Here is a 19432-nt window from a genome sequence, read left to right on the forward strand (position 1 = left end):
TCGTAGGGCGGTGCGTTGTGGCTGGGCGCGCGGTTCCTCGCGCCCCTGAAAAGCTCGCTTGCCCTCGGCGGCAGGGGGCGAGCCCGGACTGTGAACGCCGGCGCAAGGGGCAACCCCCTATCAGCCGCGGCGGCGCAGGCGGTGAGTACGCACCCCGAGGGGGAACCCCCTCAGACGTGCGGGGAATTGTGCGGGTCGCCACGGGGACGGGAAAGGCCGCGGGCCACCGCACGGCTCGGGTCGAGGGGGGCCGCGGCGGCGAGCCGGATGCGGTGGAAGGCCAGAACGGCGGCGGCAGCCAGGAGGGCGTTGCGGGTGAGGACAAGGGCGACGCCCAGCAGGTCACTGCGGACGACATCCGGAAAGAACACCGGGAATTCCAGCGTCGTGAGCACCGCCGCCGGCAGCAGCAGGAGCACCGCCCCCCGCACCGCACTCTCCCGCACGGTCAGGCAGACCGCCCCGACCCCGATCAGCCACACCAGATACTGCGGGCTGATCACCCGGCTCGTGGCGGTGAAGACGAGGACCGCCGCGAACCCGGCGTCGTAAGGTGTCGCCGCCGTGAAGACCCGCGCCCGCAGCCGCCAGAGCAGCAGCCAGCACAGGGCCAGCACGCTCAGCGCGAGCGCCCCCGCGCTGACCAGCCGCACGTGCGGGCCGAGGAATTCCACCGAGCCGTAGTGGAGCGCGGTACGGCCCCGCCAGCCGGCGTGCCTGGCCAGGTGGAGGACCACCCCGCCGAGCGACTCGACCTCGGTGCCGCGGTCGCGCTGGAAGGTGAGGAAGGAGAAGGCCCCCGGCATGGTGGCGCAGAAGAGCAGCGACCCGCCGCCCACGGCCGCGCCGGCCGACAGCCAGGCGCGGCGGGTGCCGCGTCCTGGCCGCGTGCCGATCAGCAGCAGCAGCGGCCACACCTTGATGAGCGCGCCGGCCCCGGCCAGCAGCCCGCCGAGGGCCGGGCGGCGGCGCAGCGCCAGCAGCGCGGCGACGCCGACCGCGGTGGCCATGATGTCGTAGCGGGCGTAGACGATCGGCCCGAGCAGCGGGATGCCGGCCACCCACACCCATACGCCGTCGAGCCGCCAGGAGTCGCGCGCGGCGTCGCGCAGCAGCGCGGTGAGGACGGCGGCGTCGGCGAGGAAGGCCAGCCAGAAGAAGGCCGCGGGATAGCGCAGGAAGGGCACCGCGCCCGGCGCGACCAGGACGGCCGCCGCGCCGGGCGGATACTGCCAGGTCACGTCGTGCGCGGGGAAGGAGCCGTGGCGCAGCGTCGGATACCAGCGCTGGTAGACCCCGGACACGTCGTGGACGACGCCCTGGCCGGGGAAGTGGACGAGTTCGAACACGAAGACCAGCAGGGCCGCCCGGCTGAGCGCCCACCCGGCGACCACCAGGACCCGGCCGCTCACATGCGGATATGTCACGTCTTGCATCTTGCGGCCCGCGGCGCCCCGCTGCCGGGAGGGACGCGCGCGGCGGGCGGCGGCGCCGGAGTAATCTCGGCGGCGATGGATAAGACCTTGATCGTCACCAATGACTTCCCGCCGCGCCAGGGCGGCATCCAGTCCTTCGTGCACAGCATGGCCCTGCGCCTGGACCCGGACCGGGTCGTCGTCTACGCCTCGACGTGGAAGGACGGCACGGAAGTGGCGCGGTTCGACGCCGAGCAGCCCTTCCCGGTGGTCAGGGACCGTACGAAGATGCTGCTGCCGACGCCGAGGGTGACGCGGACCGCGGTCCGGCTGCTGCGGCAGCACGGCTGCTCGTCGGTGTGGTTCGGGGCGGCGGCCCCGCTGGGCCTGATGGCGCCCGAGCTGCGCAAGGCGGGCGCGCTGCGGCTGGTCGGCACCACGCACGGCCACGAGGCGGCCTGGGCGCAGCTGCCCGCGAGCCGCCAGTTGCTGCGCAGGATCGGCGAGGGCACCGACACCCTGACGTATCTGGGTGACTACACCCGTTCCCGTATCGCCTCGGCGCTGACCGGGCCGGCCGCGGCCCGTATGGTCCAACTGCCGCCCGGCGTCGACGAGAAGACCTTCCACCCCGGTTCCGGCGGCGCCGTCGTCAGGGCCAGGCTCGGCCTCGCGGACCGCCCGGTCGTGGTGTGCGTGTCGCGGCTGGTGCCGCGCAAGGGCCAGGACACGCTGATCCTGGCGATGCCGCGGATCCTGCGGGAGAAGCCCGACACGGCGCTGCTGATCGTCGGCGGCGGCCCGTACCGCAGGGAGCTGGAGGCGCTCGCCGAGCGCACCGGAGTCGCGGGGGCGGTGCGCTTCACCGGGCCGGTGCCCGCGGCCGAGCTGCCCGCGCACTTCGGCGCGGGCGACGTCTTCGCGATGCCGTGCAGGACCCGCCGCGGCGGCCTGGACGTCGAGGGCCTCGGCATCGTCTACCTGGAGGCGTCGGCCACCGGTCTGCCGGTCGTCGCGGGCGACTCCGGCGGCGCCCCCGACGCGGTGCTGGACGGCGAGACCGGCTGGGTCGTACGCGGCGGCTCGCCCGAGCAGTCCGCGGACCGCATCCTGACCCTGCTCCGCGACCCCGACCTGCGCCGCCGGATGGGCGAGCGCGGCCGGACCTGGGTCGAGGAGTCCTGGCGCTGGGACCTGCTGGCCGGGCGGCTGCGCGGCCTGCTCTGACGCCCGCCCCCGCCGACCGGTTCGGGCCGCCGGGTTACGGGCGCCGGCCGGCTCGTCGGTATACGGCCGGCGGCCGGCGGCGGTCAGACCGTCGGGATACGGAGCGCGGCCAGCACCGGCAGGTGGTCGGTGGCCGCGTGCAGGTCGGTGTGGGTGACGCCGGGGACCGAGTGCGGCACCCCGCAGCCCAGCACCTCGACCGGCTTGGTCGTGAAGACCGCGTCGATCCGCTGGAAGGGCGCCCGCACATTGGTGACCTCGCCGCCCCAGGGGGCGACGGCGAAGCCGTCCTGGAGGTGGTCGGCGATACGGGCGAAGCCGGGGCGGTCGGGCGGCTCGTTGAAGTCGCCGCCGACCACCACGTTCGCCACGCCCATCGCGGCCACCCGGTCCAGCAGCAGCCCGGCCTGGTCGTAGCGCTCGGCCGGGCTGAGGCTGAGATGGGTGCTGATCACGCCGAGCCGGGCGCCACCGATCCGCAGGACGGCGGTGGCGAACCCGCGCTGGTGCAACGGTGGATGGTGCGGCAGCAGCACGTCCTCGGTGCGTTCGACATGCGCACGCAGCGAGGACAGGACCATCGGCCCTGCCGCGGTGGCGCCACCGGTCACATGGACCAGGCCGGTGGCGTGGGCGAGGCGGGCCGCGGCCTTACGCCATCGGAAGAACCGCGGTGCCTCTTGGACCAGGACGAGGTCGGGGGCGCAGGCACGGATCACCCGGGCCAGCGCCGCCGTATCGTCCCGCATGGAGCGGATGTTGTAACTGAGCACGCGGACGACCGCCGAGCCCGGCTCGGTGGTGGAACCCGGCAGATCCTCCACGGTCATCTCTCAGCCCTGTCGTGCCAGGTCGGCAGCGCCGACCAGCCCCGCCTTGCCGCCGAGCCTGGCGGCGAGCACCTGGGCGTGCGGCCGCCACTCCCCGCCGATCAGCCAGCGCCGGAAGGACTTGCGGATCGGGTCGAGGACGAGTTCGCCCTCGTCCGACACGCCGCCGCCGACGATGAAGGCGGACGGGTCGAAGAGCGACGCCAGATCGGCGAGCCCCGCACCGGCCCAGCGGGCCAGTTCGCGGAAGGAGTCCACGGCGACCGGGTCGCCCTGCCGGGCGGCGGCGCTGATGTGCCGCCCCTCGATGCCTTCCACGGTCCCGTCGCCCAGCGCGAGCAGCGTCTCCGCGTTCTCCGGGGTGGCGTTGGCCCGCTGCTTGGCGTAGCGGACCAGGGCGCGCCCGGAGGCGTACTGCTCCCAGCAGCCCTGGCTGCCGCAGCCGCACAGCAGCCCGTCGGGCACCACGCGGATGTGGCCGAATTCGGCGGCGACGCCGAACCTGCCGCGGCGCAGCTTATTGCCGATGATGATGCCGCCCCCGAGCCCGGTGCCGAGCGTGATGCAGATCACATCCGAGTGACCCTGCCCGGCACCGAAGCGGTACTCTCCCCAGGCCGCCGCGTTCGCGTCGTTCTCCACGACGACAGGCAGCCCGACGCGCTGCTCGACCTTGTCCTTGAGTGCCTCGTGCCGCCAGTTGATATTGGGCGCGAACAGCACGGTGGCACGCTTGTCGTCGACGTAGCCGGCGGCGCCGATGCCGACGGCCTCGATCGTGTGACCGGTGCTGACCTGGCGCACCGCCTCCACGATCGCGTCCACAACGCCTTCGGGAGTCGGCGGCGTCGGCACCTTGACGGTCTCAAGAATCGAGCCTTCCTCGTCGACCACTCCGGCCGCGATTTTGGTGCCGCCGATGTCGACGCCGATGGTGAGTCCCATGTGTCCCTCAGTTTTCGGTCGATCCCCGCTAAGAGAACCGTACCGGAGAGGGGGTCAGTCGAGGTCGATGTGTTCAGCGGTTGAACGCGAGGACCCGTCGCCCGAGGTCCAGCGGGATTCCGCTCCTGCCACTGCGGACCGGTATGCCGCCAGCAATTCGGCCCCGGCGGCGGTCAGGTGGTCGAAGACGTCGGGATTCCGCTCCTTGATGGGTTCGACAACGGAACGCACCTGGGACAGGACGCCCTGCGCGGCCAGTTGCACCGCGGGGTTGCGCAGCGCGCCCAGCCGGTCACCCACAGCGTCGCCGACCGCCTCGGCGAAGCGCCGCAACTCCTCGGCGGCGCTGCCCTGGCCCGACTGCTCGCGCCGCCTGGCGTGCTCTGCTGCGATGTCCTCGGCGCTGGCCTTCGCCCAGGCGTCGGCGTCGGGACGGTCGGTGGCTTCGCTCATGATCGGCTCCAAACGGGGCGCTGCTGTCGGGTACGCCGGCTCCTTCGACGGTACCTGAACGGTCGGCGCCGAGGGCCGGTCAGCGCGGCCAGAGTCCGGGATCGGGGGTGAAGCGCACCCGCAGGGCGCCCTCGCGCAGCGCGGCCCCGTCCACCGCGCAGCGCCGCAGCGCCGAGGGCAGCGGCAGGATCCGCCGGAAACCCCCCGCGTCCACGACGAGTTCGTCGCCGCGCCGCACCAGGTCGAGCCCGTCCTTGGTGGCCCCGGGCAGCGGCAGCGACCACAGGAAGTACCCCTCGTCCCCGAGCCGGTCCTCCACCGTCCAGGGATCACCGCCGGCCGCCGCGGCGGCCTCGTACGGCACCGCGAGCGCCTCCTCGGGCAGCCGTGGCTCCCGCCCCAGGTGCGGCAGTTCGTACAGGGCCGTGCCGTCCGCCGCGCAGACCTCGGCCAGCGCCTTGAGGTGGTCCTGCTGGATCCCGGACAGGCTGCCGAGGAAGGGGTCGGCCGTGCCGGTCGGCAGCAGCCGGTTGGCGACGACCGCCGCCGGTCCCAGGCCGTGCAGCGCGAGCCCGGTCCGCGCGGTGCGCAGCACGCCGGCCCCGTGGGCGCCGGGTTCCACCACGACCGCCACCGAGGTGCCCGGGTCCTCCACCACCGCCTGGACGGCGGCCAGTTCGCGGTCGGCGCGGGCCGCCGCCTCGTACGCCCACTCGGTGGGCATCGGCACCCCGGCCAGCTGGGCGAGCACCGGCCGCAGCGCGCGGGCCGCCTGCCGGTCGGCGGGCAGCAACCGCGCCAGATAGCGCCGCAGTTGGCCCGGCAGGGCGAGCAGCGCCACCGCCTCGCGCACCGGCGGCAGATCGACGACGGCCAGCTCCCACGTACCGTCGTGGGCCGCGCGCATCGCCCGCAGCAGCGCCAGCGCCTCCGCGCCGGGCAGCGGCGTCAGCTCCTCCGGGTCCAGCGGCGCGGCGCCCAGCAGCGTCAGCAGGGTGCCGCCGCGGCTCTGCAGGTCGAGCAGCGCGTCCTCGAAGGCGGCGCCCGGGTCGACGGAGGCGACGCCGAGCCCGGGGACGGCGCCGGCCAGCGCGGCGGCGGCGTCCCGGTCGAAGGTCAGCAGCAGGGTCCGGGTGCCGGCCCGGGCCGCCGCGGCGGCCGTGGCGGCGGCGACCGCCGTACGGCCGGCGCCGCCGGAGCCGGTGAACAGCAGGGTGCGCGCGCGGGCCGCCGGCATCAGCCCGCGGTCTCGGCGTCGGCCTCGCCCGCGACGCCGCCCGGCGCGGCCTCGACCCGCTTCTTCAGCCCGGCGAGCGCCCGGTCGATGATGACCTTCTCGGCCTTGCGCTTGATCATGCCGAGCATCGGGATCTTGACGTCCACGGTGAGCTGGTAGGTGACCTCGGTACGCCGGCCGCCGTCCAGCGCGGCGAGCGCGTAGGAGCCGTCGAGCGTGCGCAGCATCTGGGACTTCACCAGCGACCAGCGCACCTCGTCGGCGCTGATCCAGGTGTACGCCAGGGTGTGGTCGTCCTTGATCGCGCCGGCGTCGAGCAGCAGCCGCACCTGCTGGGCGCGGCCCTCGGCGTCGCGGGAGAGCACCTCGGCCTCCTTGACCTCGCCGGTCCACTCCGGGTAGCGGTCGAAGTCGGCGATGACGCCCATGACAGCGTCTGGGGCCGCCTCGACCGTGATGCTCGACCGTGTGTGTTCCGCCATCGCCGTGGGCCTCCGGACTACTGGTGCAGCTGCTGGGAGTGTGCTGAGAGGCTATCGCGCCCAGGTCGCAGGCCCGTCATCATGCCGGATCCGGTCTGCCGCCCGCCTCACCACTCCAGTACCCACGGGGTGCGGGTGTGGTTGAAGTGGCCGACGTTGACGCACTCGGTACGGCCGATCCTGGTACGGGCGACCAGCGGCTGGTGGACATGGCCGAAGAGGGCGTACTTCGGCTGCGCGGCGCGGATCGCGTCGAGCAGCGCCTCGCTGCCGCGCTCGAAGCGGCGGGCGGTGGTGTCGTAGCACAGCTCGGGAATGGCCGGCGGGATGTGCGAGCACAGCACGTCGACCGGTCCGAGGGCGGCGACCTTGGCCGCGTAGTCCTCGTCGCTGATCTCGTAGGGCGTCCGCATCGCGGTGCGCAGGCCGCCGCCGACGAAGCCGAAGGTCCGGCCGCCGATCTCCGCGGTGGCGCCGTCCAGCACGGTGGTGCCGGGCCCCGCGTACTCCGGCCACAGGGCGGGGACGTCGACATTGCCGTAGGTGGCGTAGGTCGGGGTGGGGAAGGCGGCGAAGAGTCCGGCGTACTGCTTGCGTACCGCGCTCTCGATCGCGCGCCGCCGGTCGAGCCCCGACCACAGCTCCGCGTCGAGCCTGCGGGCGTCGTCGAAGCGGCGGGCGGTGCGCAGCTCGACCATCCGGTCGGCGTTCTCGACGCCGAAGAGGTCGGGGAAGATGCCCCGCGAGTGGTCGGCGTAGTCCAGGAAGAGCACCAGGTCGCCCAGACAGACCAGTGCGTCGGCACCCTGTCCTGCCCGGGCCAGCGCCTCGGTCGCACCATGGACGTCGCTCACCACATGCACCCGCATGCCGTCACTTTATAGCGCCGTACGCGGGGTGTTCCGCTGGCGGGGCACCTGTGGATCCGGCACCGTCTGGTCTACTCTTCCGGGCATCGGTGCCCCCGCTGCGCCCGATGTGTGATGCTTAAAACATCTGTGGTGCCCCTCTACCGCCGGAGCATTACCGATGGGTAACGTCCAGCCCGTCCATCACCTTCCCTCCGGGTGCGCCGTGGCACCGATGAGGAGCAGCCGCCTTGCGTGAGTTCAGCCTTCCGGCCCTGTACGAGGTCCCCGCCGACGGCAATCTGACGGATCTGATCCGACGCAACGCCGCCCAGCACCCGGACACCGCGGTCATCGGCCGCAAGGACGCCGCCGGGCACTGGGAGGACATCACCGCGACCCGCTTCCTCGCCGAGGTCCGGGCCGCGGCCCGCGGGCTGATCGCCGAGGGCGTGCAGCCCGGCGACCGGGTCGCGCTGATGTCCAGGACCCGCTACGAGTGGACGCTGCTGGACTTCGCGGTCTGGAGCGCGGGCGCGGTCACCGTGCCGGTCTACGAGACGTCGTCGGCCTCCCAGCTCGAATGGATCCTCGCCGACTCCGGCGCGGTCGCGGTCGTGGTGGAGTCCGACCCGCACGAGCGGTCCGTGGAATCCGTGCGCGAGCGGCTGCCGCAGCTCAAGCACGTCTGGCGGATCGACACCGGCGCGGTCGACGCGCTCGTCGCGGCCGGCGGCGACATCTCCGACGCGGTGCTGGACGAGCGCGGGGCCGCCGCGAACGCCGACTCGCCCGCGACCATCGTCTACACCTCGGGCACCACCGGCCGCCCCAAGGGCTGCGTGCTCAGCCACCGCGGCTTCTTCGCCGAGTGCGGCAATGTGCTGGAACGCCTCGCCCCGCTCTTCCGCACCGGCGAGTCCTCGGTGCTGCTCTTCCTGCCGCTGGCGCACGTCCTCGGGCGGCTGATCGAGGTCGGCTGTGTGATGGCGCCGGTCCGGCTCGGCCATGTCGCCGACATCAAGCGCCTCACCGACGACCTCCAGGAGTTCCGGCCCACCCTGATCCTCGGGGTGCCGCGGGTCTTCGAGAAGGTCTACAACACCGCCAGGGCCACCGCGCAGGCCGGCGGCAAGGGAAAGGTCTTCGACCGGGCCGCCGCCACCGCCGTCGACTACAGCCGCGCCCTCGACACCCCGGCCGGCCCCTCGATGCGGCTGCGGCTGACCCACAAGGTCTTCGACCGGCTCGTCTACGCCAAGCTGCGGGCGGTGCTCGGCGGCCGGGCCACCCACGCCATCTCCGGCGGCGCCCCGCTCGGCGAACGCCTCGGCCACTTCTACCGCGGTATCGGCTTCACCGTCCTGGAGGGCTACGGCCTCACCGAGTCCTGCGGGGCCACCGCCTTCAACCCCTGGGACCGGCCCAAGATCGGCACGGTGGGCCAGCCGCTGCCCGGCTCCACGATCCGGATCGCCGACGACGGCGAGGTCCTGCTCTACGGCGAGCACCTCTTCACCGGCTACTGGAACAACGAGACGGCCACCGCCGAGGCCATGGCCGACGGCTGGTTCCACACCGGCGACATCGGCGCGCTGGACGAAGAGGGCTATCTGTCCATCACCGGCCGCAAGAAGGAGATCATCGTCACTGCCGGCGGCAAGAACGTCGCCCCCGCGGTGATCGAGGACCGGATCAGGGCCGACGCGCTGATCGCCGAGTGCATGGTCGTCGGCGACGCCCGCCCCTTCGTGGCCGCGCTGATCACCCTGGACGAGGAATTCCTGCCCCAATGGGCCGCCCAGCACGGCAAGTCCGGCCGTACGGTGGCGGACCTGGCCGCCGACCCCGACCTGCTGGCCGCCGTCCAGCACGCGGTGGACGAGGGCAACGCGGCGGTCTCGCAGGCCGAGTCGGTGCGCAAGTTCCGCATCCTGCCGGCGCAGTTCACCGAGGAGTCCGGCCTGCTGACGCCGTCGCTCAAGCTCAAGCGCGGCGTCGTCCTCACCCGGTTCGCGGCCGACGTCGAGGCGCTGTACACCCGCTGAGCCGGGGCGCCGGACACCCGCCGAGTCCAGGCGCCGAACTTCGCCGAGCGGCGCCCCTCGCCGGCGCGGCCCAGCCGTCAGACGACCGCGCCGCCGCCCGGCAGATCGTCGTCGTCCTCGCCGGTCCGCATCCGCGCCACCAGCGTGGCGAAGCCGCCGAGGAAACCGCCGACGCCCAACGTGGTGGCCCACCAGGTCAGTTCGATCTGGAGCAGGACGAAGGCGAGCAGCAGCAGCGGCCCGCCGAGCACCGCGATCCAGGCGAATTTGGTGGTCACGTCCGCGTCGGGCAGCGGCGGCGGCTCGGGCGGCACGAAATGCCCGTCCTCGTCGTCCTCGGCCGGTTCGTAGTCCCGCGGCCCGCGGATCACCGGGTGGATCACGATCGTGCGGTCGGCGGGCGGCGGCGCCGTGTTCACCGCGGCCGGGCCGGGCGGCTCCGGGTCGTCCTTGGGCAGCGGGACGTTCTCCGCCTCGGGCCACGCGGCGGCTGCCCCCGGCTCCGGGTCGACGTCGTAGCCGGCGATCAGCGCGGCCCACACCGCGTCCTCGTCCAGGGGCGGGCGGGGCGGCTCCTCCTCGTGCGGGGCGGTGCCCTCGTCCTCGCGGTCAGCCACCGGCCGTGCCCCCCTTCACCGCGGTGCCCGACGTGCCCGCACCGGCCGACAGCCGCTCGATGAAGGCGTACGACTCCGTGAAGATCCGCTCCGCGTCATGGTCGAGCGTGGCCACGTGGAAGCTGCGCTCCAGCACCTTCTCCGTCACGTCCGTGGACGAGATCGAGCCCAGCACCACCGCGGAATTCGACGGGTGCACCACATGGTCGACCCGGCTGTGCAGCAGCAGCACCGGCTGGGTGACCTGCGGCAGCGACGCCCGCACCACCGGCCAGAACCTGGCCAGTGAATGCACCGCGTGCAGCGGCGTACGGTCGTAGCCGACCTCGGCGCCGCCCTCCAGCGCGATGTCGCTGGCGATGCCCGCCACCGACGGCACCAGGTGACGCACCACCGACACCGCCTTGAGCTTGGCGCTGTCGGCCTTCACCGACGGATTGACCAGGACGAGGCCGCTGATCAGCGCGCCGTGCCTGGCGGCCAGCCGCAGCGCAAGGGTGCCGCCCATCGACAGGCCGCCCACGAAGACCTGCGAGCAGCGGCCGGCCAGCTCGCCCAGCGCCCGGTCCACTTCGGCGTACCAGTCCTGCCAGCCGGTCACCTGCATGTCCTGCCAGCGGGTGCCGTGCCCCGGCAGCAGGGGCAGGGACACGGTCAGCCCGCGCTCCGCCAGATACTCGCCCCATGGGCGCAGGGACTGCGGTGAACCGGTGAAACCGTGGCAGAGCAGCACGCCGATCTCGCCGCCGTCATGGCGGTACGGTTCGGCTCCGGGCATGAGCGGCACCGTGGGTCTCCTGTTCGAGGGCGTGAAACCGCGTACGCGGGTACACGAGGTACACGGAGGTCGGACGTTCAGCGTACGCGGCTGCGATACCAAGCGGTAAGCCCTGTCGGGACCAGCCGGAGCCGCCCGGTGGCGTTAAGGTCGGTGCTTCGGCTACAGGAGGTCCGAGGTTGTTCTACGGCGCGATGAAGATCGCCATCGGCTCGCCCCTCAAGGCGGCCTTCCGACCCTGGGTCGAAGGCCTTGAGCACATCCCGCACGACGGGCCCGCGATCCTCGCGAGCAACCATCTGTCCTTCTCGGACTCCTTCTTCCTGCCCGCGGTGCTCGACCGCAAGGTCACCTTCATCGCGAAGGAGGAATACTTCACGTCGCCGGGCGTCAAGGGGAAGCTGACCGCCGCCTTCTTCAAGGGCGTCGGGCAGCTTCCGGTCGACCGGTCCGGTGCCCGCGGCGCGGGCGAGGCCGCGGTCAAGAGCGGGGTCGCCGTGCTGGCGCGCGGCGAGCTGTTCGGGATCTACCCCGAGGGCACGCGTTCGCCCGACGGCCGGCTCTACCGGGGCAAGCCGGGCGGCCTCGCGCGGGTCGCCCTCGCCAGCGGTGCGCCGGTGATCCCGGTCGCGATGATCGACACGGAGAAGGTGCAGCCGGTCGGCAAGGTGATGCCGAAGCTTTCGGTACGCCCGGGGATCAGGATCGGCAAGCCGCTCGACTTCTCCCGCTACGACGGGATGGAGGGCGACCGCTTCATCCTGCGGTCGATCACGGATGAGGTCATGTACGAGATCATGAAGCTCTCCGGGCAGGAGTACGTGGACATTTACGCGACCGCCGCGAAGCGGCTGCTCGCCGCGGAGTCCAAGCCACCGATGGCGCCGTAGCCTTCCCGGCTTCCCCGCCGTGAGGGGGTCCCCTTCGGCAGGGGGCGCCCTTCCGCTGGGCGCGGGGCCGTGCGGTGTCCCTTCGGTGAGGGGGTACGCATCCCGCCCGGCGCGGGCGGTCGGGTTCCCTTCGGCGGGGGGTGCGCTTTCGCTGGGCGCGGGGCCGGGGTGTTTGCTGCGTAAGGCGGCGCCTTACAGGGGCGCGGGGAACTGCGCGGCCGGCCCACCACCCACGCGCGGGTCGTCACCGGGCCGGAGGGGCAGATCGGTTCGCTCCGGACCACCGGCCCGCGGGTGGTTGCTCGCGCAGTTCCGCCCCGAGGGCTTCGCCTGGGGGTACCCCCAGCGCCTCCTGACGGGGCATGTTCCCGCCGTGCGGGCGGCTCGGGCGCCTGCGGGGTGACCTGTCGGGGAGGGGGCCGGGCTAGGGTGGGGGCGGCCGGGAGGAGGGGGGCGCGGGGATGCGCATGTCCGTGGAGCAGCCACTGTGGCGCGCCCTCGTGGCGTACCGCGTCCTGACGATGGGGTACGCGGTCGGGCTGTACTGCTACGCCTACCACGACCTGCGGCACCCGCTGCCCGGCGGAATCTACCTCGGCGTCCTGGGCGTGTGGACGCTGTCCACGCTCGGCCGGGTGATGTCGGCCCGGCGCTGCACCAAGGGCTTCCTCGCCGCCGACCTGACGCTGGCGATCACCGGGATACTGCTGACCGCCCTCGTGGACACCCAGGAGCGGATCACGTCCGGCTCCTTCACGCTGCCGTCCATCTGGACGGCCGGCTCCGTGCTGGCCTTCGCGATCAAGGGCGGCTGGCGGTGGGCCGCCGCCGCCTCCTCGCTGGTCGCGGTCGCGGACCTGGTCGAGCGCGGCGGCGCGGGCCGCGAGACCCTGCGCAATGTGCTGCTGGTCTGGGTCGCCAGCATCGGCATCGGCTATGTCGTCGAGGTCGCCAGGATCAGTGAGCGGACGCTGGCCCGCGCCCTCCAGATCGAGGCCGCCACCCGGGAGCGGGAACGGCTGGCCCGGGACATCCACGACGGGGTGCTCCAGGTGCTGGCGATGGTCCAGCGGCGCGGAAACCAGGCCGGGGGCGAGGCCGCCGAGCTGGGCCGGATGGCCGGGGAGCAGGAGGCCGCGCTGCGTAGCCTGATCAGCGGCGCCCCGATCCCCCTGCCGCGCACCGCGGACGATGTGCCCGGGGGGCCGCACGACCTGCGGACGCTGCTCGCGCCGTACGCCTCGGCCCGGGTGACGCTGTCCGCGCCCGGCACCCCGGTGCTGCTCGACCCGGCGGCGGCAGCGGAACTTGCCGCCGCGGCGGGGGCGGCGCTGGACAACGTACGGCGGCACGCGGGCGAGCGGGCGCACGCCTGGATCCTGGTGGAGGACGAGCCGGACGCGGTGCTGGTGACCGTGCGCGACGACGGCCCCGGTATCCCGGCGGGCCGGCTGTCCGCCGCGGCGGACGAGGGGCGGCTCGGGGTGGCCCAGTCGATCCGCGGCCGGCTGCGCGACCTCGGGGGCACCGCTGAGCTGATGTCGCTGCCGGGCCAGGGCACCGAAGTGGAGCTGCGGCTGCCCAGGGCGGGGCGCGTACAGGACGGGGCGACCCCGGTCGCCGCCAACGGAGGAGGCACCGCATGACGGTCGGCGACGACCTGGCAGCACAGCAGACGGTCACGGTGATGGTGGTGGACGACCACCCGATGTGGCGTGACGCGGTGGCCCGCGACTTGACCGAGGCCGGCTTCCAGGTGGTGGCGACCGCGGGCGACGGCCCCGAGGCGATCCGCCGCGCCAAGGCGGCCCGCCCGCAGGTGCTGGTCCTCGACCTCAACCTGCCCGGCGCGTCAGGGGTGCGGGTCTGCAAGGAGGTCGTGGCGGGCGACCCGGCGATGCGGGTCCTGGTGCTGTCCGCCAGCGGCGAGCACACCGACGTCCTGGAAGCGGTCAAATCCGGCGCGACCGGCTATCTGCTCAAGTCCGCGGGCCGCGAGGAGCTGGTCGCCGCGGTGCGCAGGACCGCGGTGGGCGACCCGGTCTTCACCCCCGGCCTGGCGGGCCTGGTGCTCGGCGAATACCGCCGCCTCGCCACCGTCCCGCCGCCCGCCGCGGCGGGCGGCGCCGCCGCGCCCCGGCTGACCGAGCGGGAGACCGAGGTGCTGCGGCTGGTCGCGAAGGGGCTGAGCTACAAGCAGATAGCCCAGCGCCTGGTCATATCGCACCGGACCGTGCAGAACCACGTGCAGAACACCCTCGGCAAGCTCCAGCTGCACAACCGCGTGGAGCTGGTCCGGTACGCGATCGAGGCCGGTCTCGACGAGGACCCGCAGGCCCGCGAGGACAGCGCCATGTGACCCGGGCGGACGCGGGGTCGGGAGGACTGCCGCGCCGCACACCACCGGTGGCGTCCGGGCGCCGGCCGGTGGCGCGACCGCCGGGACCGGGACCGCGGGAGCGGCGCTTTACGCCGACGCGGGCGTCTTCTCCGGGCCGCGCGGCGGGCCTGCGGGCCTTCCTGGGAAGACGCATGCCGACAGCGCTTGCCGCAGGTGTTCTCCGGGACCTATTCTCCCTGCACCCGGCTAGTCCGGCCGCTTCGTTTCCCCCTTTGAGCACAAGAGGAGCGCCCGGTATGGCGGGTGTGGCGAGCGGGCTCTGCGTGCCCGTACTGGCGGTCGCAGGCGGCACCGCATCCGGCAAGTCCACCCTTGCCGATGCGCTGGCGCTGCACCACCCCGACACTGTCGGACTGATCCATCTCGACGACTTCTACGTGTCCGCGCACGATCCGCTGCGCGGCGTCAGGACGCTGAGCGCGACCGGCGCGGAGACCCTGGACTGGAATCACCCGGGGTCCATCGACGCGACCGCGGTGACCGCCGCGATCGACGCGGCCGCCGGGTCGGGCCGGCACCGCCTGGTGGTGGTCGAGGGCCTGTTCGCGCTGACCCTGCCCGCGGTCGCGGGCCGGGCCGCCTGGCGGGTCTACGTCGACACCCCGGACGACATCCGGCTGGCCAGGAAGATCCTCCGCAAGATCGAGGTGCAGCGCCAGGACCCCGGTGTGTCCCTGCGCAACTACCTGTCGCACGGCAGGGAGCGGCACGCCGAATACGTCGCCCCGTCCCGCAACCGGGCCGATCTGGTGCTGGACGGGACCGCGCCGGAGATCGACCTGCTGACCGCGGTGATGCGGCTGGTCGGCCCAATCCTCAAGGAGCCGGTCAGACCCGGGCACGCCCGGCCGGCGAGCGCCGTGGCACTCGCCGGCCACCAGGTCGCGGGCAGCGGCGCCGTCCCCGTCTAGCCCGCCGGCGCCAGGACCTCCGCGAGCAGGCCCGCGGCGATCTCCGCGCCGTTCAGCGTCAGCACCGACTCCGGGTGGAACTGCACGCCCGCGAAGCCCGGGCCGCGCATCGCGTGGATGTCGCCGGTGTCCGGGTCGCGGCTCAGCTCGACCCGGTGCATCGCCAGTTCCTCCGCGGCGGTCTCGTCGCAGCGGGCGGTGAAGGAGTTGTAGAAGCCGACCGTCTCCCTGCGGCCGAAGAGGTCGATGGTCCGCTGGGCGCCCTGGAAGGGCTCGGCCTTGCGGACCAGGTCCAGGCCCAGTTCTGCGGCCAGCAGCTCGTGGCCGAGGCAGACCCCGAGCAGGCCGTGCGGGTGGTCGCGGACCAGGTCGGCGGCCAGCTTCCGCAGGAAGCGCATCTTCGGGTCCGCGGTGTCGGCCGGGTCGCCGGGTCCGGGGCCGAGCACGACCGGCCCCTCGTGGCGCAGGGCGGCGGCCCGCAGCTCCGGGTCGTCGTAGCGGCGTACGGTCACCGCGTGGCCCGAGGACCTCAGCAGGTGGGCCAGCATCGCGGTGAAGGTGTCCTCGCCGTCGACGACCAGGGCGTGCGCGGACGGCCGGGGGTGCTCGGTCTGCATCCGCAGCCAGAACGGCGCCAGGTGCGCCCTGCGGGCGTCGAGCGCGGCGCGTACCCGGATGTCGTCGGCCAGCCGCGGCCGGGTCGCGCCCGGGGCGCCGCCCCGCGCCTCGCGCACCCCGAGCGCGGTGAGCACACCCGCGGCCTTGGCGTGGGTCTCGGCGACCTCGGCGTGCGGCCGGGAGTGCCGCACCAGGGTCGCGCCGACCGGGACGCGCAGCTCGCCTGAGGGGGAGATGTCGGCGGTGCGGATCAGGATGGGGGAGTCCAGCGTCTGGGCGCCGCCCGCGTCCCGGCCGATCAGGGCCAGCGCCCCCGCGTAGTAGCCGCGCCCGCCGGGCTCGTGGCGCTCGATGACCCGGCAGGCGTTCTGCACCGGCGAGCCGGTCACCGTGGCGGCGAACATCGTCTCGCGCAGCACCTCGCGGACATCGAGCGTGGAGCGCCCGCGCAGCTCGTACTCGGTGTGCGCGAGGTGCGCCATCTCCTTCAGCCGCGGGCCGACCACGACCCCGCCGAGATCGCAGACGGTGCACATCATCTTCAGTTCCTCGTCCACCACCATGGTCAGCTCCTCGGCCTCCTTGGGGTCGGCGAGGAAGTCCAGCAGCCCGGCGGCGCTCGGGCCCTGCGGCGGGTAGCGGTAGGTGCCGCTGATCGGGTTCATCACGACCGTGCCGCCGGACATCCGTACGTGCACCTCGGGGCTCGCGCCGACCAGGGTGCGCTCCGGGGTGTGCACCACGTACGTCCAGTAGGCGCCGCGTTCGCCGCGCAGCAGCCGGGCGAAGAGCGCGAGGGCGGCGTCCGGGCCGTAGCCGGGGATGCTGCCGCGGAAGGTGCGGCGGATCACGAAGTTGGCGCCCTCGCCGCGGCCGATCTCGTCCTCGATGACCCGCCCGACGATGTCGGCGTAGGCGTCGTCGCCGACGTCGAAAGCGCCGTCCTCGACCCGTACGGGGGTGTCGGGCAGCGCGTCGAGCAGGTCGGCGAGCGGGAGTTCGAGGGTCTGCTCGGGGTGCAGGACGACCAGCGGGGTGCCGTCGTCGCGGACGTCGAAGCCGCGTTCGCGGATCTGCCGGAAGGGGATCAGGGCCAGCGCGTCGGTGCGGGGGCCGCCGTCGGCCGGGCCGGTGGGCAGCGCGATGTCGGCGAGCCGGGCGACGGTGGCAACCGGCCCGGTGAGCACCTCCACGACCGCCTCGGGCCGGCCGGGCGTCCTGCGGTGCAGCAGGGCGAACGGCGGGTGGCCGGGGGTGAGCAGACGGGCGACGAGCCGTACGGCGTCGGGGTTTCGTGGCACGGTCGGTGGTCCTTCCTTGACGGCGGGGAAGGGGCGGCGACCGGGCCGGGAAACGCCGAAGGCCGCCCCTGCGGGCGGCCTTCGCGAAGTGCTGCTGCTACGCGCGAATTCAGTGGGCCGCCGGATGAGCGGTCCACCACCAGTTCTGGTGCGTCGTCGGTGAATTGTGCGCGTGCATGGGCATGACCCTAGCGCATCGGGGCGGTGCTGGTGATCCGCTGCACATCACCGGCCCGCAGCCAGGCGACGCGGTGGTTGTAGCGGATCGGGTAGAACAGGTCGGTGCCGGTGACCAGGGTGCGGTCGCCGGCCGCGGTGCCGGCGAAGCTGCCCGCGTACCAGTAGTCGCCCACCGCCTCGGGTCCGGCCTGCGCGTAGGCCTGGCCCGCCGCGACGGTGTACTTCGTCAGGGCGGTGGAGTTGGCCGGCTGGACGGGCACACCGGTCCCCGCGTAGGCCGCGTCCTGCGGGTAGGCCCGGCCGTAGACCGGGATCGTGCCGGACCTCGGGGTGAGCACCGGGGTCGCGGGCAGGACCGAGGTGTCCTGCCCGCCCGGGTTGTGGAACCACAGCTTGCGGCCCTGGTACCAGATCGCCGTCCAGTCGGTCTGCGTGGCCGCGACGACATAGGCGCCGCCCGCCGGGACCTTGTCCGCCCAGTTCGAGCCGTCGCTCCACAGCGCGCTGCCCAGATACGGGTCGGCGGGCAGCGCCGCGGTGGTGGCCGGCGAGGTGTAGAGGTAGACGAAGTCGGCCGGGTGCGCGGCGACCGGCTTGCCGCCGCTGGTGAGCTGCGGCTGGTTCGCCGTGGTGTACGGCGGCACCACCCGGACCAGCTGCCCGGCCGCGGGCGGGCCGACCGCCGCCTCCGGGGCGCCCAGCAGCGCCATGTAGTGGTTCCAGTCCCAGTAGGGGCCGGGGTCCCAGTGCTGCGCCGCGACCTTCGCGTCCAGCACCCCGGGCACCTCGTCGTGGCCGATGATGTGCTCGCGGTCCAGCGGGATGCCGAATTTCCGGGCCAGGAATTTCACCAGGACGGCGGAGGAGTCGTACTCCTGCTCGGTGAACCAGTCGCCGGTCCTGATCGCCCAGCCCTCGTGCTCCACGCCGACCGAGTGCATGTTCACGGTCTTGTTCGCCGAGTGCCACGCCTCGTCCTTGAGCCGCACCATCTGGGTGACCCGGCCGTCGTCGCCGACCAGGTAGTGCGCGCTGGCGTATCCGCTGGGGTTCTGGAATTCGTCGATGCTGCCCTGGAAGGTGCCTTCCATGTCGTGGATGACGATGGAGCGGATGTCCTCGCCGCCCGCGGGGCGGTTCGCCACGTTGTAGTTGCCGAAGTCGTCGGCCGCCGTGCCGGCCTTGGCGTAGGCGGCCGGGACGAAGGCGCAGTGCAGCTCCGCCGGGCACTCGGGGGCGGGGGTGGACGCGGGGTCCGCGGGCGGCTCGGCGCCCGGCGCCAGCGGCACCGTCGCGGGCCGGACCGGGGCCAGCGCCGGGTCGGCGGCCAGCGTCAGCGCCTGGCCGTCGGCGGTGACCCGGCTCTCGCCCGACCGCACCGAGTCGAAGACCCGCTGCACGAACCGGGTGGCGCCGCCCGCCTCGGGGGACTGGCTGTAGCGGGCGATACCGGCCCACCAGCGGCCGGGGTCGGCGGGCAGCGACCCGACGGCCGCCTTCTCGTACCGCGCCAGCAGCGCGGCGCCCGCCCGTACGCTCTGCCGCGGGTCGGTGCGCACCTCGGCCGGGGCGGCGCCGATCAGCTCCGCCGCGGCGTCCAGGGTGTGCAGCCGCGGGTCGGCGGCGTCGGCCTTCGACCGGTCGGTGCCCAGCGCCCGGGCGGCGTCGAAGTTCCGGGACACCAGCGGGTCGCCGCTGAGGTCGAGGTGCGCCAGCCGGTCGGTGCCCGACAGCTGTCCGAGGTCGGCGTCCGCGACCTGCGTCAGGCCCATCACGTTGTAGTTGCCGGTGGTGCTCGGTGTGCCCTGGTGCGACTCCCAGCGGGTCTGCCGGTAGGAGACCGCGAGCAGCACGCTCTGCGGCACCCGGAACTCCCGGGCCGCGGCGGCGAAGTCCGCCTGGAGCGTGGTGGCGGGGGCGGCGCCCGGCGCGCTGCCGGACGGGCTCGCCACTGCCGTGCCGCCGTAGGCGGCCACGGTGGCCAGCGCCACCGCGCCGGCTCCGCGGCCGGCCCACGACCTGCCGCTGCGCCTGCCTCTGCCATCTCTGCGCGTCATGCTTCCCTCGGCCTTCCCGCGTGCTCGCGGCACGCGCTCCCGGGGAGCCGTCGCCTTGCGGGGCGGCGGTCGGCTCGGAAACGGGTTGACGTTAACAGCGGTATGTCCGGATTCCCGGTTAGTGGCGCGGACGGCATGTCTCACCCACTGAGCGGGACGAAAAGCAGGTGACACGACCCCGTAATGTGGGGCCC

General features: G+C 73.6%; 17 protein-coding genes. 6 read left to right on the forward strand and 11 right to left on the reverse strand.

Annotated features, from left to right (window positions below):
* Positions 1-170: 170 nt before the first annotated feature.
* Entirely contained in the window at positions 171-1436 is a 1266-nt protein-coding gene (locus OHA86_RS28315) for a glycosyltransferase 87 family protein (RefSeq protein ID WP_443071906.1), read from the reverse strand.
* Positions 1437-1511: 75 nt separating this feature from the next.
* Between OHA86_RS28315 and OHA86_RS28320 the strand changes: the two genes are divergently transcribed.
* Positions 1512-2642, forward strand: coding sequence for a glycosyltransferase family 4 protein (locus tag OHA86_RS28320; RefSeq protein WP_329179699.1), 1131 nt, complete (start codon positions 1512-1514; stop codon positions 2640-2642).
* A gap of 83 nt (positions 2643-2725) precedes the next feature.
* Here the strand turns inward: OHA86_RS28320 and OHA86_RS28325 are convergent, their stop codons facing one another.
* From OHA86_RS28325 to OHA86_RS28350, 6 genes are all read right to left on the reverse strand, one after another.
* Positions 2726-3472, reverse strand: a complete 747-nt coding sequence (locus OHA86_RS28325; RefSeq protein ID WP_329179701.1) for an endonuclease/exonuclease/phosphatase family protein — start codon at positions 3470-3472, stop codon at positions 2726-2728.
* Positions 3473-3475: 3 nt separating this feature from the next.
* A complete protein-coding gene (locus OHA86_RS28330) occupies positions 3476-4417 on the reverse strand; it encodes an ROK family glucokinase (protein WP_329179703.1) in 942 nt (313 codons plus the stop codon).
* A gap of 54 nt (positions 4418-4471) precedes the next feature.
* Positions 4472-4870 (reverse strand): DUF5304 family protein, encoded by a 399-nt coding sequence (locus OHA86_RS28335; protein WP_329179704.1) that lies wholly within the window; start codon positions 4868-4870, stop codon positions 4472-4474.
* Positions 4871-4949: 79 nt separating this feature from the next.
* The gene (locus OHA86_RS28340) at positions 4950-6107 is read right to left on the reverse strand and encodes an ArsA family ATPase (protein WP_329179706.1); all 1158 of its coding nucleotides are present in this window, start codon (positions 6105-6107) and stop codon (positions 4950-4952) included.
* On the reverse strand, positions 6107-6589 hold the full coding sequence (locus OHA86_RS28345) for an SRPBCC family protein (RefSeq protein WP_329179708.1): 483 nt from the start codon (positions 6587-6589) through the stop codon (positions 6107-6109). Before OHA86_RS28345 ends, OHA86_RS28340 begins: the two co-directional genes overlap by 1 nt.
* A 107-nt stretch (positions 6590-6696) precedes the next feature.
* Positions 6697-7458, reverse strand: coding sequence for a metallophosphoesterase family protein (locus OHA86_RS28350; protein WP_329179709.1), 762 nt, complete (start codon positions 7456-7458; stop codon positions 6697-6699).
* Between the two features lie 230 nt (positions 7459-7688).
* Between OHA86_RS28350 and OHA86_RS28355 the strand changes: the two genes are divergently transcribed.
* On the forward strand, positions 7689-9485 hold the full coding sequence (locus OHA86_RS28355; RefSeq protein WP_329179711.1) for an AMP-dependent synthetase/ligase: 1797 nt from the start codon (positions 7689-7691) through the stop codon (positions 9483-9485).
* 77 nt (positions 9486-9562) lie between these two features.
* Here OHA86_RS28355 and OHA86_RS28360 read toward each other — a convergent pair whose 3' ends face one another.
* Both OHA86_RS28360 and OHA86_RS28365 read right to left on the reverse strand, forming a co-directional pair.
* Positions 9563-10102, reverse strand: a complete 540-nt coding sequence (locus tag OHA86_RS28360; protein WP_329179713.1) for a hypothetical protein — start codon at positions 10100-10102, stop codon at positions 9563-9565.
* The gene (locus OHA86_RS28365; RefSeq protein WP_329179715.1) at positions 10095-10889 is read right to left on the reverse strand and encodes an alpha/beta hydrolase; all 795 of its coding nucleotides are present in this window, start codon (positions 10887-10889) and stop codon (positions 10095-10097) included. Before OHA86_RS28365 ends, OHA86_RS28360 begins: the two co-directional genes overlap by 8 nt.
* Before the next feature lie 170 nt (positions 10890-11059).
* Here OHA86_RS28365 and OHA86_RS28370 point away from each other — a divergent pair, with 170 nt between their 5' ends.
* The 4 genes from OHA86_RS28370 to OHA86_RS28385 all read left to right on the forward strand — a co-directional run bounded on the left by OHA86_RS28370 (position 11060) and on the right by OHA86_RS28385 (position 15082).
* Positions 11060-11770, forward strand: coding sequence for a lysophospholipid acyltransferase family protein (locus OHA86_RS28370; RefSeq protein ID WP_329179717.1), 711 nt, complete (start codon positions 11060-11062; stop codon positions 11768-11770).
* Positions 11771-12231: 461 nt separating this feature from the next.
* Complete coding sequence (macS, locus tag OHA86_RS28375) at positions 12232-13416, forward strand: MacS family sensor histidine kinase (protein WP_443071907.1); 1185 nt, start codon at positions 12232-12234, stop codon at positions 13414-13416.
* Positions 13413-14129, forward strand: a complete 717-nt coding sequence (locus OHA86_RS28380) for a response regulator transcription factor (RefSeq protein WP_329179719.1) — start codon at positions 13413-13415, stop codon at positions 14127-14129. Before macS ends, OHA86_RS28380 begins: the two co-directional genes overlap by 4 nt.
* A 278-nt stretch (positions 14130-14407) precedes the next feature.
* Complete coding sequence (locus OHA86_RS28385; RefSeq protein WP_329179720.1) at positions 14408-15082, forward strand: uridine kinase family protein; 675 nt, start codon at positions 14408-14410, stop codon at positions 15080-15082.
* Here OHA86_RS28385 and OHA86_RS28390 read toward each other — a convergent pair.
* Together OHA86_RS28390 and OHA86_RS28395 are read right to left on the reverse strand one after the other, a co-directional pair.
* Positions 15079-17001 carry an anthranilate synthase family protein gene (locus OHA86_RS28390; protein ID WP_329179722.1) on the reverse strand — a complete coding sequence of 641 codons (1923 nt, stop codon included), beginning with the start codon at positions 16999-17001 and terminating at the stop codon, positions 15079-15081. The genes OHA86_RS28385 and OHA86_RS28390 overlap by 4 nt on opposite strands.
* A gap of 188 nt (positions 17002-17189) precedes the next feature.
* Positions 17190-19238, reverse strand: a complete 2049-nt coding sequence (locus OHA86_RS28395) for an N-acetylmuramoyl-L-alanine amidase (protein WP_329179724.1) — start codon at positions 19236-19238, stop codon at positions 17190-17192.
* Positions 19239-19432 lie beyond the last annotated feature (194 nt).

Source organism: Streptomyces sp. NBC_01477 (assembly GCF_036227245.1).
Lineage (GTDB): Bacteria > Actinomycetota > Actinomycetes > Streptomycetales > Streptomycetaceae > Actinacidiphila.